Origin of the sequence: Paenibacillus oceani, from assembly GCF_014705615.1 — a bacterium.
Lineage (GTDB): Bacteria > Bacillota > Bacilli > Paenibacillales > NBRC-103111 > Paenibacillus_AB > Paenibacillus_AB oceani.
Window position 1 is genome coordinate 122348 of sequence record NZ_JACXJA010000001.1, and the last position, 15398, is coordinate 137745.

Here is a 15398-nt window from a genome sequence, read left to right on the forward strand (position 1 = left end):
TTGTGACGTCCACTGGTTAGCGGGCGCAGGCCGGGCCTACTCCTCCTGGAACAAAGGCGTGGACAAATACCGCTCCCCGGTATCGGGCAGCAGCACGACGATCGTCTTGCCCTTATTCTCCGGCCTGCGGGCCACCTCCACAGCCGCATGAAGAGCGGCGCCGGAGGAAATGCCCGCCAGCAATCCTTCGCAGCGCGCCAGCTTCCGCGCCGTATCGAACGCTTCGTCATTGCGTACCTGGATGACTTCATCCACAACGGAGCTGTCGTACACGTCCGGCACGAATCCGGAGCCGATGCCCTGAATCTGATGGGCTCCCGGTCTGCCGCCCGACAAAACCGGGGAATCGATTGGCTCCACCGCCACGACTTGAACGGACGGCTTTTTGCGCTTCAGCGCGTCCCCGACTCCCGTCACCGTACCGCCCGTGCCTACGCCGCCTACGAAGATATCGACTTCTCCGTCGGTGTCCCGCCATATTTCCTCCGCGGTTGTCCTCCGGTGCATCTCGGGATTGGACGGATTGGCGAACTGCTGCGGGATGAACGAATTCGGGATTTCCGCGGCCAACTCCTCCGCTTTGCGGATCGCCCCCTGCATGCCTTCCTCGCCGGGAGTCAGCACCAATTCCGCTCCGAGCGCCTTCAGCAGCTTTCTGCGCTCCAGGCTGTACCCCTCCGGCAACGTAATGATCAGCCGATAGCCCAGTGCAGCCGCCACGGAAGCAAGCGCGATGCCGTTATTGCCGCTGGTCGGTTCGATGATGACGGAGTCGTGACGCAACAGTCCTTTCTCCTCCGCATCCCTGATCATCGCAAAGCCGATCCGGTCCTTGACGCTTCCCGCCGGATTGAACGATTCCAGCTTAGCGATCAGCCTCGCCTCGAGCCGGTGTTTCCCGGCATATTGGTTCAACTCCAGAAGCGGAGTATTTCCGATCAGATCCGTTAAATTTTTGGCAATGTTCGCCATCAGACTCATCCCTTCCCACTTTCGATTAGTCGCCGGTTGTGACCCGGCCTGATGCCGCAGCAATCTCTCTGCTTTATTATACTGCAAACCGCGAAACAAGCCTAAAGACTGAAGGGCGAGCCGCTCTGTACGGCAGCGAGCTTCTAAGATAAAAATGTCCGGTTCCCGGATGAGCGGACTGGACTCCATTTCAATAAGAGTTGATGGCACCCTCTATTTTCCACCCATTCAACAGACTGAGGCGAATAGAAGCGGTTTGCACCCCTTATTTCAACCAACTCGTGGGGTATGCATCCTTTTTGCCCATTTTAAAAGCTACAAACCGCTCTTATTCCCCTAACCAAGCGAGTTTCGGACAAAATAAAAGCTACAAACCGCTCTTATCCGATTCGTTCTCGTTCATAAGCAGGGTGCAGAGCTGAGCCTGCACAAGAAACCACCTGCGATACTTGCAGGCGCCACCCGAAAGGAAGGTGAACGCCTTGCCCTACACTGCACTGCGCTGTCCTGCTCCCATTCCGGGACCTTATTAGTTCCGTAATATATGCAAAAAGCTTCTAAACGACTAAACGAAGCCAATCGCTGGCACTGTGTATCGGCGTGTTCGTCAGCTTTCTGTTTTTCATCGCGTCGGGCAGTATGTTGTATTTTAAGCTGTTTACGGAAATCCAACGATGCATGAACCTGCTTAAGAGGCCGCTTTTCCTGGTACAGAACACCCCGATTCGCTTTAACGCTTTACCCAGCATACACATTCTACGCTAAAAAAAGACGGAAACGCCCCACCCTAAGCGGCATGCTTCCGCCCAAGATGAACGCTTCCGTCCTGGTTTTCAGACCGGAGCCGGACAACCAACCCCGCCTCCCGTCTTAGCTTCTCTGTATCCTCATCCGGGTGCTCCCGCGAAAGCGATTCAGTCCGCCGCCAGCCAAGCCAGCTTCGCCGCACCCGCCAAGCCCGCCTGCTCGCCGAGCGCCGCCGGTACGATCCGGACCGGACCGTAGGCCGGCATCGTCTGCCGCTTCACCTGAGCTTCGATCCGGTCGAACAAAAAGTCGCCCTGAGCGGTAACGGCTCCCCCGATTACAACCGATTCCGGGTTCAGCGTATGAATCAGGCTGGTGAGGCCGACCGCGACGTATTCCGCATACCGGTCGATCAGGCCGAGCGCCTGCTCGTGACCGCTGCGGGCGAGCTCGAACAGCTTTTTCGCCGATCCGCCGGTAACCGACGGTCCCAAGCCGATTTCGGCGGCTTGCCGCATCAGCGCCGTGACGGATGCATACTGCTCCCAGCATCCTTTCAGGCCGCAGTTGCACGGCTGTCCGTCATGCTTGATCACGATATGCCCGTAGCCCCCGGCATACCCGCTGCGCCCGTAATACGGGGTACCGTTCTCCGTCACCCAGCTTCCTCCTACGCCTGTACCGAGCGTGATGCAGAGGAAACCTTCCGTCAGCTCTTTACCCGCGCCGATCCACGCTTCGCCGATGGCAAAGGCATGCGCGTCGTTCACGAGGGCGACGGGAAGCCCGGTCTCGCGGGCCATATTGTCGCGCAGCGGCACACCTGTCCAGCCAGGCAGGTTGGACGTCGCGTAGCCGATCCGGCCTTCCTTCACGTTGACGTAACCGGCCGTCGCTACTCCCATGCCGCGGGCTTCCCAGCCTTGGGCCGCCGCCTTCTCCTTGTAGCCGCGGGCGATGCCGTACAATTTGTCCAGCAGCGAGTCTCTCCCCGCGCCCGCTTCCGTCGGCGTGTTGTCGGCGTGCAAAATGCGCCCTTCGCTGTCCACGATACCCGACTTGATGTTCGTGCCTCCGATATCGATTCCGAATACGACCTGTTGTTTCATCGATTCCGCTCCGTCTCCGCCTGCCCCGCGATCGGCCACAACCCGTTGTCGCGCAGCAATGCCATGTAGTTTTCATACAGCTGTACCGATGTTTCATGCCCTGCATGTGCGGCGCTGCCCGGCTTGTTCATCATGCCCAAATATTGATAGCACAGCACCTTATCCGAATATTTCGATAAAATCTCCAACTGGCGGCGTACCCGCTCGGACGGTCCCGGATGGAGCACTTTGCCCGCGAACTTGAACAGCTCCAGATCGGACCAGAGCGGCTTGTTCGCGCGGTCGTGAGCTTCCCGCAGCCGTGCAAACGTCGCATCCACCGCTTCGAACGTCGTCCGGTCGACCCCGATCTCGTCTTGATAGGCGATATAATCGACCTCCAGCGAACGGAGCTGCGCGACGAACCGGTCGTCGCCGGTAATCGAACGGGTGCCATATGGGGCGATCATCACCCGCTGCGGTCCGATCTTGCGCAGGAAATCGGCCATCTCGTTGGCATATGCGATATAGTGGTCGGGGAAATGGGTGAAAATCGCTGCTTCCACCGGCAAATACCAGCCGGCAAACGAAGCATGATGACCGTACTTCGCCGCCAGCTCTTTGGCGAAATCATAACGAAGCGCCGACTTGTCTCCGGTAGTCGATAAACTGCCCATAATCGGTGTCGTATAAAAGCCGTTCCCTACATAAATCGTCAGGCCGAGACGATCCCCTGCCCGGAGAACCGCCTCCAGCGGGTCCTTACATACCGTATCCCACCGATGCGACCATATCTCCGAAGGGTAAAACGCTTTGCCATGCAGCGCAACATTCAGCAGCACCAGCGTATCCATCCCCGCCTCGGCCATCTCCGTCAGCTTGAAATCCCAATCTTCGTCGGTAAACTGCTGTGTCGTCGAGTTCCAGCAGTCCCCTTCATACGGATTCGGATGATAAAAATCGAACCAGGACCCCGTAATGCGCATAAGCGCCATGTCGCTTCCCCCTTATAGGACGATGCTTCCCGCGTCTTCTTACCTTTACTTAACTTAGCATCCCGCTTGTCGGGCAAATCCCAGCCTGAACCATTCCTCGGCAGTCGCCTGCCAGTCAAGCCTGAAGCGCGCCGCGCACGTTCCCGTCCGCTTCAGCCAATCGCCGGAATGCTTCCTCGGCCGATACGCCGGCAAGCAGCATGACGATGCTCGCCTTCATATGGTCGCCGGTGGCCGCCATCGCCGCCTCGACGGCCGATTCTTCCTCGCCTGTCGCCATGGCGACGATTCCCCGGGCGCGCTGCCGCAGCTTCCCGTTCGACGCTTCCATGTCGACCATGAAGTTTTGGTACACCTTGCCGAGCTTCACCATCACCCCGGTGCTGATCATGTTCAGCACGAGCTTCTGCGCCGTGCCGGCCTTCAGCCGCGTCGAGCCGGTCAGCGCCTCCGGTCCGACCGTCACCTCGATCGCCTTGTCGGCGAGGTCGCCGATCACGGAGCCTCCGCTGCAGGCGAGCGCGACCGTCGACGCTCCCGCCGAGCGGGCGTACTGCAGCGCGCCGACCACGTACGGCGTGCGGCCGCTCGCCGCGATGCCGACGACGACGTCTCCTGCCGCCAGGCCGCGCTCCGCCAGATCGGCGGCGCCCAGCTCGGGGTCGTCCTCCGCCGACTCGTCGGCGCGGTCCCGCGCCACGCCGCCCGCTACGAGCGCCTGCACGAGCTCCGGCGGCGTGCCGAACGTCGGCGGGCACTCGTACGCGTCGAGGACGCCGAGACGCCCGCTCGTACCGGCGCCGACATAAAACAGCCGTCCGCCCCGCCGCAAAGCGCCGGCGATCAGATCGACAGCCTCGGCGACGGCCGGAAGCGCCGCCTCCACCGCCACCGGAACGCGGAAATCTTCCGCGTTCATCAGCCGGAGAAGCTCCATCGTGGAGCATTGGTCCAAATCCCGGGTTCGCGGATTGACCTGCTCCGTATCCAGATGCCTGATACCAGGCGATTGTCGGTCCACGGAAATTCCCCTTCCGAAAATTTTCTCCATAAATCAAAAAACAAAAAGGAGCATATCTCCATTATAGAAGAGTGCTCCTTCTTCTGTAAAGCGTCGGATTCGACGCTGCGCCCAGCTGTTGCGTCAGCTGTTGCGGCATCCTGTCAACCTGCTCGGGTGCGTTGCTGCAAACGCAATCCGTAGACGTTGCCGCCCCATCAGCCCGCCTCCGCCGCCTCCCCTGCTTCCGCCGGTCTCGGCCTGCTGCGCGGCCGGTTCCTGCCGATCGAGGTCGCCAGCAAGACGCCGCCGATAATAAGCAGCGAGCCGAAACCCTGCTTGAGCGAAACCGCCGTTCCCAGGATCACATACCCGAGCGACATCGCTACGAACGGCTGCAGATTCAGGAATACCGCCGCCTTGCCGGCGCCCACGATCTGCATCTGCCGGTTCCAGACGAGCCCGCACACGACCTGCATCAGAAACGCGCTGGCAATCAGCAGCGTCCACGCCCACAGCTCGGTGCTCATGCCCGATACGTCCTCGCGGAGCAAAGCTACCGGGATCAGCATCGCGGTGCCGGATACCGTGGCGTACGAGGTGACGAAAAACGCGTCCCTGCGTTCCATCAGCTTGCGCGTCAAAATCGTCGAGGCGACAAACGTCAGCATCGCCCCGACAATCCACAACTCGCCGGCTGACAGATGAATCGAGCCGCCCTTGCCGACGACGAAAAAGACGCCGGACAAAGCGATCGCCGAGCCGATCCCCATCCGCAGCGTAATCTTCTCGCTGAGAAACAGCGGTGCCAGCAGTCCGATCATAATCGGAGACAGCGACAGGAGCAGCGACGAAGTCGTCGGGTCCGCATCCTGCATCCCGGTATAAAAACAGATTTGATTAAGCGCATTGGCGGCGCCGAGAGGAAGCAGCAGCTTCCAATCCTTCCACACCGGCCACTCGAACCGCCGTGCGGCCATCGCCATAACGACGTATACCGAGGAAGTGAGCAGCAGCCGGGAGACGGAGAGCAGCATCGGGGGGAAATGATCGACCAGAATCGCGCCGAACACAAAATTGCTTCCCCATATCGTTACGCAAACCAGCAGCAATAAATAAGAGCGGGCCATAGATCGTATTCCTTCGCTTTCATGTTGGGTCAATCGTTGTCTACTCCCATCTTACTTCGCCGCGAAAGGAAAAGCGAAGAACCCGCTCCCCCGTTTTCCACACTATGCGCCATAAACCCATATGCAATCGTTGCTATGCCCCCGTATGCTCCTCTTCACGGCTTATTTGCCGCCGCAGGGATTCGCCCGTTGTCAGCTCATCCTGACCTGAGCGTATACTAGCGCACTGGATGTAAGATTTCCCGTACCCCATGTCCGCCCGTTCGGGTATCAGCTTTGTGCCAACTGCTTCATATACGCCTTCCGGGCCAAGGCAAAGTAAAGGATCTGCATCCCGGTATACACCGCTATCACGTCGATCCCGTACTGCCATACGCTCGATCCGAGCAGATTGCCCAGCGTTTTATAGGCGAATGCCGCGTGAACCATGCCGACGACTACCGGCACGAAAAACGATATGCCGATTTGGGTCGTCGTCATTTTACGAATCTCGGCGTCCGACACCCCGATCCGGCTCAACGCCCGGAACTGCGTCTGATCCTCCTGGATTTCCGTAAACAGCTTAAAATACAGCATACTGCCCGACGCAATGAAAAACAGAAAGCTGACGAACACGCCGATGAACAGCGCCAGCGAGTTAAACTGGTGCATGGCCGCATAATCCTCGATCCGGCATTCCAGCTGCCACGAGCGTTCCTTGGGTACCGTTTCGCGAATATGCGAGGCGGCCGCCAACGACTCCTTCCAATTGCGAACCTCAAACCCGTAATACGCGTACAGCTCGGACTCCGGGACCGCCCGGCTCCATTCCTCGTATTGCCGATCGTTCACTACGATCATATTCGCAAGCTCCAGCCTCGAATTAATGATGCCGCCGTTACTTTGACCGTCGATCTGCAGCGTCACGTCCCTGCCCCCGACGACCGTATCCAACTGATCGCCCGGCTTGAAATATTCCACGGCCACTTGTCGGTTCGGATGAACGTAATAGGCATGACCCGGTTCAACCTTCAGCGTTTTTTTACGCTGCAGCTTCGCAACCCGGTTGTACGACTGCTCCGGTATGACGAGCGCTTCCGTCTTGTAGCGCATCGACTCCAGCGTGACGGGCACCTGGAAGCCGGACAACTGCACTTCGTAATCCAATTCGAGACCGTGAAGCGCGAGCTGCCGCTTCAGCTCCTCCGGATGGATGACCTCGTGAACGCCAAGCCCTTTCTCGATCACCCCGAACGATTGCGGAAACCGTTCCATCATCTGATTGCGCGTATCCTGAAACAAGACATAAAACGTCCCCGAAGCCGTCAAGATGACCGCGCATAAGATCGAAGCGGTAAACAGAGTGCGGGCGTTATCCTTGATCTTAAATAAAAGCTGGGCGATCGTGACGATATGCGTATGCCGGTAATACAACCCCGGCGTCCTCTGCAGCCGCCGCAATATCGCAACACTCGCCTGCGTAAATAAAAAATACGTGCCGACAATAACGGTGATCAGAATCGGCATCATATACGCGATAATCGTGTAGATGTGGGCCGTATACGCCATATAATAACCGCTCAGCAAACAAACGGCCGCCAGGGCGGTTAACCATTTCGAATACAGCGGCACGCTTTTCGGCTGTTTCGACGCTTTCATCAGCTCGACGATCTGGCTTCGTCCCAGATGCCGGAGCGTATACAGCGTGATAAGCTCGAACAGCGCCAAAAACCCGAGAGCGGTGATCCAGATCGCTTTAGGCGCAAGAATAAACCGGATCGGGCTTGTTACCTGCAGCAGCTGGGCAAGCACCATGAAGAACAGCTTGGTGAACAAAGCCCCGAAGCCGATACCCGCCGCGATCGCAAGCAAAGCGATCAGCGTATTTTCGTACACCACGAGCAGGGCGATTTGGCGGTTCGTCGTGCCGAACAGACGAAGCAGGCCGAACTCCTTTTTCCGCGACCTCAGAAAGGCCGACATCGAATACAGCACGAAAAAGAAGGAAAAGATGACGATGATGTACTCGCATAAAATCATCCCTTGCCGCACCTTGCTGGCTGCGGGGATATTGCCGCTCACCACGTCCGGATGGAACAGAAACGCCGCATAAATAAAAAAGATCATGACGGAAAACGTGCTGCACAGGAAAAAAGCGACATACCGGTGCCAATTGCCCCGGACGTTATTCCGGGCGAGTCGGCGAAACGTCATTGAAGTTCCCTCCCAGCACGCTAAGCGCATCCAAGATTTGCTGGAAAAAGGCCTGACGGTTCGCCCCCCGGCGAATCTCCGAGAACAGCCGGCCGTCCTTAATGAACACGATTCGCCGGCAATAGCTGGCCGCGAACGGATCATGCGTAACCATAAGGATGGTCGTCCCCTGTTCTTCATTCAACCGCTTCAGCGCCTCCATCGCGTCCTTGGCCGCCTTCGAGTCCAGATTGCCGGTAAGCTCGTCCGCCAGCACGATCGCGGGACGGTGGATGATCGCACGGGCAATCGCCGCCCTCTGCTGCTGTCCGCCCGACACTTCATACGTGCGCTTGTCCAGGATAGCCGCTATGCCTAACACTTCGGCGACTTCGCGGACGCGGCGCTCGATCTCCGCGGCTTTCAAGTTGTCCAGTACCAGCGGCAGGACGATATTATCCTTCATGGACAACGTATCGAGCAGGTTGAAGTCCTGAAAAATAAACCCGAGCTGCCGGCGACGGAAGAGGGCGAGCTCCTTATTGGACAGCTTGCTCGGGTCGGTTCCGTTCACCTCGATCCGGCCCGAGGTCGGCTGATCGATCGTAGACAGCAGGTTGAGCAGCGTCGTCTTGCCGCTGCCGGAAGGCCCCATCACGCCGACGAACTCCCCTTCGGACACTTCCAGATGGATTTGATCAAGCGCCCGGTAAGTCATTTTGCTCGATTTGGCTCCATATATTTTCGATAGCGCCTGCGCCTTTAATACCGTCATAACTAAGTTCCTCCATCATGCTACAGCGATTGTGTGCAGCCTCTATTCCCAGTGTACCCGAAGAAACCAATCCGCACGATGGGGGAAGCTTTCAAATACCGAATACGCGGCTTACAGTTTTGTCATCTAATTTTTCCGTGATATTTGCAGCGAAGATGCGGTTGCCCCCTGTCGAAATATGATATACTATGAAAAGTTCAGACTATACAAAAGTTCAGGGTGATAAAATGGCACAATTTTATGTGACGGACCTGCAGCAATCCGATACGAATGAGAAGGCTGGGCTGTACCAGTTTTTGGCCACCTTTTCCGACAAGACGAAGGCCCGGGTGTTCTACACGAAAAATCCCGACTGGAAAATTACAAGCATCACCAGACTGCTCACGGTACCTTGCCCCATCTGCCGCAAAGACTACTTCTGCAATTGCCTGGAGCGGTTCTCCGACACGATCCATAACGAGATCGTGGACAGCGGTCTGCTTCCCGAGTAAGCGTACCCGGTATCGGTTCTTCGACGCACACCCCAAAAAGTCCCTGACCGTTCTTCGGCAAACGAAGAATTCAGGGACTTTTTGCATCGGTCCGCCATCACAGGCGGCCAGGGCGCCACTTTGCGATCCATGTTAGTGGCCTTGCTCCAGAACCATCTCCATGTCGATTTCTCCGTTTTTGACACCGATGCGCAAATCGTAATCGCCAATAAACCAGCCGTCCTGCTCCTCCAGGAAAAAGGCGATCCCGTCCGCTTCCGCGCGAACCGCCGGCTTGACCGGAGCTTCCCGGATGATGCCGAGCGAGTAGTTGGGATGAACGGTGCTGTGGCCCGCCAGCTTGACGAACAGGCGCAGCTCGTCCCCGCCCTTGAGCCCCATTTCCTTTTTGTAATACGCTGCGGCTTCGTTCGTGATGTGCAGTTGCATCGCAATCCCCTCCGTTGTTCGTTTCCGTTAGGATAACCGATTCTCCGGGGAGGAACAAGGATAAACGTCACAACGGGAGGCGTCGTCCCGAAGCCTACCGCCCAACGCCAGCAGCAGGAGGATTACCCGTCCAGCGTATGAATCCCGTCCGCACGGGGAATCGTCAACGTAACGACCGTCCCTTCCCCCAGCACGGAGGAAACCTCCAGCCGGTGTCCGAGCCGCAAGCATACCTGCTTGGCCAAATACAGGCCCATGCCGGTCGATTCGGCGACACGCCTTCCGTTCTCGCCGGTGAAGAACGGGTCGAAGATGCGCGGCAGGTCGTGGCCCGCGATGCCGATCCCTTCGTCCCGGATCGAGATCCGGCATTCGCCCCGTTCCTCCGCAAGCGAAACCAGAAGCGTCTTCGTCCCTTCCTTCGGCTTCGAATATTTGATCGCGTTCGTCATCAATTGGTGAAGAATGAAGACGATCCATTTCTCATCGGTTTCCGACCAGATCGTCTCCGCATCGGTCTCGATTTTCGGGAACAGGCGGTACCGGATGCACGCCTTTTTATGTTCGTTAATGACCCCCCGAACAGTGTGCACCATCTCCACCCGTTTAATATGCAGATCGAACTCGAACTTCTCCAGGCGGGCCGTGTGGAGCATCATATCGAGTCCATGCGCCAGCTTCTCGTTCTCCTCCTGAACGCTGGTCAGCAGCTCCTTGGCCTCCCCCGTACCGGTGCGCTCTCCCTGCTGAACGAGCAGATCGATGACCGATACCGGCGTCTTCATCTGATGCACCCATTGACGGACGAACGTCTGGTGAAGGTCCTGCTGCTGCTTGTACTGCTCCAGCCGCTCCATATACTTCATATAGTTGTCGATGACCAGCTGCTGGGTCGCCCGTTGTTCGCGCGTCGCCGCTCCTTGCAGCATCAATACGTCGTCGATAGCCGCCTCCCCGCTCGTCAGCACATCGATCTGGCGGTGGAACGGACGGCTGCGGATATAATCTATCGTCAAATACACGCCGAGGCCGACCAGAGAGAGCACAGCGGCGTAGATGACCGTTTCGCGGCTGATGGAGACGTTCTGCCCGAGCAGGTCCAGCCACACGACGAGCAGCACCAGCAGCAGATTCGCCATATAGAGGACGATATACCCGAGCCGGTCGGCCAGGAAATGTCGAAACCTCACGTTCTCGCCCCCCATGTAACTTGCAACCGGTAACCGGTTCCCCGCACCGTGTCGATCGCTTTATCGATCCCGATCTCCTCCAGCTTCTTGCGCACCCGCGTTACGTTTACAGTCAGCGTATTATCGTCCACGAACGTCACGTCGTCCCACAGCGCTTCCAGCAGCTGTTCCCTCGTGGCGATTTGCCCGGCCCGTCTCATCAGCTCTTCGGCCAGCTTGGACTCGTTGCGGCTTAAGTCGATCTTGTGCCCGTTCCATTCGAGCGTTCCCCGGCCCCGGTCCAGCACCAGTCCTTCCACATCGACAATGTCCGTATTGCCGTGCGGAGCCGACGCATATTCGCCATAGGTCCGGCGAAGCGCGCTTTTTATTTTGGCCATGACGATCTCCAGATGGAACGGCTTCGTGATATAATCGTCTCCCCCGTTCTCGATCGCCATCACTTGATCCATCTCGCCGACGCGCGCCGACAGGAACAGGATCGGCACATTCGAGACGGTGCGGATTTGCCGGCACCAGTAAAAACCGTCGTATTGCGGGAGGTTAATATCGAGCAGCACCAGATGAGGCTGCAGCCCGGCAAAAGCCTGCTTGATATTCCGGTAGTCCGTAACGCGCGTTGCCTCGTATCCGTACTTGTCCAGATACCCTCCGAGAATCGAAGCGATTTTGTCGTCATCCTCTACAATCATAATTTTGTACAAAAGGGCCGCCTCCATCCGTCTTCCTCTGGTTCCATTATACAAGCAAGCTCCGGCAATACGAAAGGAAGGAGGGGATCGGTCTTATCACCAAAAAGCCCCGCCTCCCGGTCAAGACCGGACAGACGGAGCTTCGTTTGCGCCCCGCGGCCTCCGCTTGAACGTATCAAGCAGCACGGCGGCACCCAAGCTTTGCAGGATGAACACGCACGGAAAAATATCGAACCGGTATCGCGTCTGAACTTCGATGACGATATGGAGCGCCGCATAACCGAGCAGCAGCAGCACGAATATGGACGCTTCCGCGCTTGCGCCCCGGTACGCCATCACGGTCATGGCGATCAAGCCGAAAAACGCCAGCAGGACGTATTGCACCCGCTCGGTCTGAATCAGCTTTTTTTGCAAAGCCGGCCGGTTCTGTTCCGGAATGCTCCACATCGGAGCCGAATCTTCCGCCCCCCACATGGACTTCGCTTTGCTGAGAAACAGCGCCCCGACCTGCCGCTTATCGGCCATACGCTGCTTGAGCAGCTCCAGCTCCGCGCGATTCCGTTCCTCGCCTTGCGGGAACTGCAGCACATACACCGTATCGTCGTACGACCAGCCCCCGTTCGTATCCGGATTCAGACCGATCATAAACTTCCAGTACGGCTCCTGATTCGATAACGGGTGCAAAATGACGCCAGTCTGCACGAGGGCGAAGCTCGCGGATTGCTGCACGATGAAGTAGACGGCGACCGCTCCGGCCGTCTTGACGGCCAATGCGATCCACTTCCTCTCGCGGAACCCCGGCAGCAGCTTAAACAGCACGATATAAGCAACCAAGCCGATTACAAAAAAACTGCCCAGCGGCCTCATCAGATTGGCGAAACCGAAACAGAGCCCGACGGCAATCCAGTCCGCCTTCCCGCCCAAGCCCCGGCGTATCAGCACATAGACGCCAAGGAAGAAGAAAAAGACGGAAATATGCTGGTTCGTCAGCACCGAGCACATCATAATATTCGGCGCGTACACGGCGTACAGCAGCGCCGCCGCTCTCCCGCCCGTCTCCCCGAACGCACGGGCCGCCGACAAATAAACGAGGACTACCGTTCCCGCCTGAAACAACACGTTAAACAGCTTCAGTACGATCAGATCCGTACCGAACCCTGTAATGATCAGCGCTTCGTAAAGCGTAAATCCGATCTGATACACCCACCGGGTGAAATAGTCATTCGTCCCGAACGAGAAATCGCCGCTAGCCGCGCTTAAAGCCCCGGAGTGCATATCGAGAAAATCCGATACCGGCTGTGTATCGACTGTAACGATCCATATAAGTCTCGCACTGATCGCAGCGGCAAGCACCACAACCAGAAACACTCCGCGCCCGGCATAACGCGAGGCGAAGCCGAGTAACAGCAGAACGGCTGCAGCCGAGCCTGCCGTCAGAAGCAGCACGGTGAGCGGCCCCGACTCGAAATAGGAGCTCGCGCTCGCAAACGAGTGCCACAGCATCCATGCAAACAAAGCAATACCGCACGCCGCGAGGAGCCGGGCGATCCATTTACCCGCTGAGCTTGCCTTTCCTATATCCATGAGGCTTCGTCCTTTCCTTTCCGTTCCAGATGCCCGATTCGTATCCCGCTGTCCCGCCAGCACGAGCTAAGCACAGACCGTATACGACTAATATTACTCAACCGGAACTAGGAACGTAAAGGGTAATGGTAGAAAGTCACTGTGGTTTTACCTGGTTGCGCTAGCCGCCTAATTCCGTAACCAACCAAAAAAGCTTCGCTTCCGGAGCTTGTTGAACTCCAGAAAGCGAAGCTTGTTCGCCGGGTGCCGGCCTCTTACCCCTTAATGGCCCCGATCATAACGCCTTTGACGAAATACTTTTGCAGGAACGGATACAGCAGCAGAATCGGCACGGTAGCGACAATGATCGTGGCGTATTTGATCGTCTCGCCGATCGGCATCTTGTCTGCCCCGCCTACTCCGGTCATCATCGAGTCGGTGCTGTTCGTAATCAGAATCTCCCGCAGGATCAACTGCAGCGGATACAGATCCCGCGTACGCAAGTAGATCAGCGCGTTAAACCAGCCGTTCCAGTGGCTGACGCCGTAGAACAAGATCATGACCGCCACGACCGGCATGGACAGCGGCAGCACGATGCGGAACAGAACCGTGAAGTCGTTCGCGCCATCCAGCTTGGCCGACTCTTCCAGGCTGACGGGAATGCCCTGGAACGAGGTACGCATGATGATCAGATTATAGGCGCTCATCGCGCTCGGGATAATGAGCGCCCAGCGGCTGTCGAGCATGCCCAGCTCGTTGATGAGCAGGTAGGTCGGGATCAGCCCCCCGTTAAAAAACATCGTGAATACGATGATGAACATAAGCGGATTTTTCCACATCACCGACTGCCGCGACAGCGCATACGCCCCCAGCGAAGTCATCAGGATGTTCAGCGCCGTGCCGAATACGACATAGATCAGCGTGTTCACGTAACCGGTCAGGATCGACGGGTTGGCGAATACGAGCTTATACGCCTCGATCGTAAATCCTTTCGGGTACCAGATCAGCCCCCGCATCTGCACGACCCAGGACGGATCGCTGAGCGATGCGAACAATACGTACAGAAACGGATACACCGTCACTGCCGATAACAAAATCATGAATGTAACGTTAGCCCCGTCAAACAGGCGTTCCCCTATACTCCGTCTAATCATGTGTCCCCGCCCCCTTACCAAAGCTTGTTGTCGCTGGTACGGCGGCTGATGGCATTGGCCAGCACGAGCAGCGTGAAGTTGATGATGGCGTTGAACAGACCGACGGCGGCACTATAGCTGAAGTCGGACTCCAGAATCCCTTTCCGGTAGACGAACGTGCCGATGACGTCGGCCGTCTCATACGTCGTGCTGTTATACAAAAGCAGAATTTTCTCGGTGCCGACCGACATGAAGCTGCCGATCTGCAGGATGAGCAGGATGACGACTGTCGGCATGATCCCCGGAAGCGTAACGTGCAGCGTCTGTTTCCACCGGCTTGCGCCGTCGACCCGGGAAGCTTCGTACAGCGAAGGATCGATACTTGACATCGCGGACAAATAAATGATCGAGCCCCAACCGATGTTCTGCCATATGTTCGAGGAGACGAAAATCGTCCGGAACCAGCTGCTTTCGCGCAGGAAGGCGATCGGCTCGAAGCCGAACCAGGCAAGCACGTTGTTGATCAGACCGTCCCGCGCCAGGAAATCGACCAGCATCCCGGAGATGACGACGATCGAGATAAAGTGCGGCATGTACGTTACCGTCTGGACGACGCGCTTCAAGGCGGCGCTGCGCAATTCATTGAGCAATAAGGCCAAAATGATCGATGCCGGAAAAGCGAACAAAAGCTCGTATAAGCTAAGCAGCAGCGTGTTGCGCAGCAGCCGCCAGAAGTAGTAACTGTTGAAAAACGATTCGAAGTGCTGGAAGCCGACCCATGGACTGTCCCACATGCCAAGCCCCGGCGAGAAATCCTTGAACGCAATCTGCAGGCCGTACATCGGCACATAATAAAACACTACATAATACGTAATTACCGGTATAAGCATCAAGTACACGTACTTGTTTATTTTCAAATCGCGCAGAGAGCGGTGTTTGAAGCTGTTTTTGTCGACCGGCTTCGGGGGGCCGGACTGGGCTTTGGGCATAACGGACATAACGGGCCCTCCTGTCTAATCCT

The 15398-nt window shown here is 57.3% G+C and carries 14 protein-coding genes and 1 pseudogene; 2 read left to right on the top strand and 13 right to left on the bottom strand.

Annotated features, from left to right (window positions below):
* Positions 1 to 36: 36 nt before the first annotated feature.
* On the bottom strand, positions 37 to 972 hold the full coding sequence (cysK, locus tag IDH45_RS00540) for a cysteine synthase A (protein ID WP_190923978.1): 936 nt from the start codon (positions 970 to 972) through the stop codon (positions 37 to 39).
* 582 nt (positions 973 to 1554) lie between these two features.
* Between cysK and IDH45_RS33790 the strand changes: the two are divergent.
* Positions 1555 to 1644 (top strand): annotated as a pseudogene (locus tag IDH45_RS33790) (hypothetical protein); the annotation flags it as partial.
* A 242-nt stretch (positions 1645 to 1886) separates the two neighbouring features.
* Here the strand turns inward: IDH45_RS33790 and IDH45_RS00545 are convergent.
* The 6 genes from IDH45_RS00545 to IDH45_RS00570 all read right to left on the bottom strand — a co-directional run bounded on the left by IDH45_RS00545 (position 1887) and on the right by IDH45_RS00570 (position 8879).
* Positions 1887 to 2828, bottom strand: coding sequence for an ROK family protein (locus tag IDH45_RS00545; RefSeq protein ID WP_190923657.1), 942 nt, complete (start codon positions 2826 to 2828; stop codon positions 1887 to 1889).
* Positions 2825 to 3802 carry a DUF4434 domain-containing protein gene (locus IDH45_RS00550; protein ID WP_190923658.1) on the bottom strand — a complete coding sequence of 326 codons (978 nt, stop codon included), beginning with the start codon at positions 3800 to 3802 and terminating at the stop codon, positions 2825 to 2827. The genes IDH45_RS00545 and IDH45_RS00550 overlap by 4 nt, the downstream gene beginning before the upstream one ends.
* Before the next feature lie 115 nt (positions 3803 to 3917).
* Complete coding sequence (murQ, locus tag IDH45_RS00555) at positions 3918 to 4823, bottom strand: N-acetylmuramic acid 6-phosphate etherase (protein WP_317891113.1); 906 nt, start codon at positions 4821 to 4823, stop codon at positions 3918 to 3920.
* Between the two features lie 197 nt (positions 4824 to 5020).
* The gene (locus tag IDH45_RS00560) at positions 5021 to 5965 is read right to left on the bottom strand and encodes a DMT family transporter (protein WP_223836271.1); all 945 of its coding nucleotides are present in this window, start codon (positions 5963 to 5965) and stop codon (positions 5021 to 5023) included.
* A 237-nt stretch (positions 5966 to 6202) separates the two neighbouring features.
* The gene (locus IDH45_RS00565; protein WP_190923662.1) at positions 6203 to 8125 is read right to left on the bottom strand and encodes an ABC transporter permease; all 1923 of its coding nucleotides are present in this window, start codon (positions 8123 to 8125) and stop codon (positions 6203 to 6205) included.
* On the bottom strand, positions 8097 to 8879 hold the full coding sequence (locus IDH45_RS00570; RefSeq protein ID WP_190923664.1) for an ABC transporter ATP-binding protein: 783 nt from the start codon (positions 8877 to 8879) through the stop codon (positions 8097 to 8099). The genes IDH45_RS00565 and IDH45_RS00570 overlap by 29 nt, the downstream gene beginning before the upstream one ends.
* 227 nt (positions 8880 to 9106) lie before the next feature.
* Between IDH45_RS00570 and IDH45_RS00575 the strand changes: the two genes are divergently transcribed.
* Positions 9107 to 9370, top strand: coding sequence for a hypothetical protein (locus IDH45_RS00575; RefSeq protein ID WP_190923666.1), 264 nt, complete (start codon positions 9107 to 9109; stop codon positions 9368 to 9370).
* 132 nt (positions 9371 to 9502) lie between these two features.
* Here IDH45_RS00575 and IDH45_RS00580 read toward each other — a convergent pair whose 3' ends face one another.
* From IDH45_RS00580 to IDH45_RS00605, 6 genes are all read right to left on the bottom strand, one after another.
* Positions 9503 to 9799, bottom strand: coding sequence for a HesB/YadR/YfhF family protein (locus IDH45_RS00580; RefSeq protein WP_190923668.1), 297 nt, complete (start codon positions 9797 to 9799; stop codon positions 9503 to 9505).
* Between the two features lie 122 nt (positions 9800 to 9921).
* Positions 9922 to 10989 (bottom strand): sensor histidine kinase, encoded by a 1068-nt coding sequence (locus IDH45_RS00585; protein WP_317891114.1) that lies wholly within the window; start codon positions 10987 to 10989, stop codon positions 9922 to 9924.
* Positions 10986 to 11693, bottom strand: a complete 708-nt coding sequence (locus IDH45_RS00590) for a response regulator transcription factor (protein WP_190923670.1) — start codon at positions 11691 to 11693, stop codon at positions 10986 to 10988. The genes IDH45_RS00585 and IDH45_RS00590 overlap by 4 nt, the downstream gene beginning before the upstream one ends.
* A gap of 108 nt (positions 11694 to 11801) precedes the next feature.
* Complete coding sequence (locus IDH45_RS00595; protein ID WP_190923672.1) at positions 11802 to 13265, bottom strand: glycosyltransferase family 39 protein; 1464 nt, start codon at positions 13263 to 13265, stop codon at positions 11802 to 11804.
* 254 nt (positions 13266 to 13519) lie between these two features.
* Positions 13520 to 14398 carry a carbohydrate ABC transporter permease gene (locus tag IDH45_RS00600; RefSeq protein ID WP_190923673.1) on the bottom strand — a complete coding sequence of 293 codons (879 nt, stop codon included), beginning with the start codon at positions 14396 to 14398 and terminating at the stop codon, positions 13520 to 13522.
* 14 nt (positions 14399 to 14412) lie between these two features.
* Positions 14413 to 15375: an ABC transporter permease gene (locus IDH45_RS00605; RefSeq protein ID WP_190923674.1), complete on the bottom strand. Its 963-nt coding sequence runs from the start codon at positions 15373 to 15375 to the stop codon at positions 14413 to 14415.
* Positions 15376 to 15398 lie beyond the last annotated feature (23 nt).

Coding starts and splice junctions, on each gene's coding strand:
- cysK (WP_190923978.1), bottom strand. CDS start 972: ATGGCGAACATTGCCAAAAATTTAACGGATCTGATCGGAAATACTCCG.
- IDH45_RS00545 (WP_190923657.1), bottom strand. CDS start 2,828: ATGAAACAACAGGTCGTATTCGGAATCGATATCGGAGGCACGAACATC.
- IDH45_RS00550 (WP_190923658.1), bottom strand. CDS start 3,802: ATGGCGCTTATGCGCATTACGGGGTCCTGGTTCGATTTTTATCATCCG.
- IDH45_RS00565 (WP_190923662.1), bottom strand. CDS start 8,125: ATGACGTTTCGCCGACTCGCCCGGAATAACGTCCGGGGCAATTGGCAC.
- IDH45_RS00570 (WP_190923664.1), bottom strand. CDS start 8,879: ATGACGGTATTAAAGGCGCAGGCGCTATCGAAAATATATGGAGCCAAA.
- IDH45_RS00575 (WP_190923666.1), top strand. CDS start 9,107: ATGGCACAATTTTATGTGACGGACCTGCAGCAATCCGATACGAATGAG.
- IDH45_RS00580 (WP_190923668.1), bottom strand. CDS start 9,799: ATGCAACTGCACATCACGAACGAAGCCGCAGCGTATTACAAAAAGGAA.
- IDH45_RS00595 (WP_190923672.1), bottom strand. CDS start 13,265: ATGGATATAGGAAAGGCAAGCTCAGCGGGTAAATGGATCGCCCGGCTC.
- IDH45_RS00600 (WP_190923673.1), bottom strand. CDS start 14,398: ATGATTAGACGGAGTATAGGGGAACGCCTGTTTGACGGGGCTAACGTT.
- IDH45_RS00605 (WP_190923674.1), bottom strand. CDS start 15,375: ATGTCCGTTATGCCCAAAGCCCAGTCCGGCCCCCCGAAGCCGGTCGAC.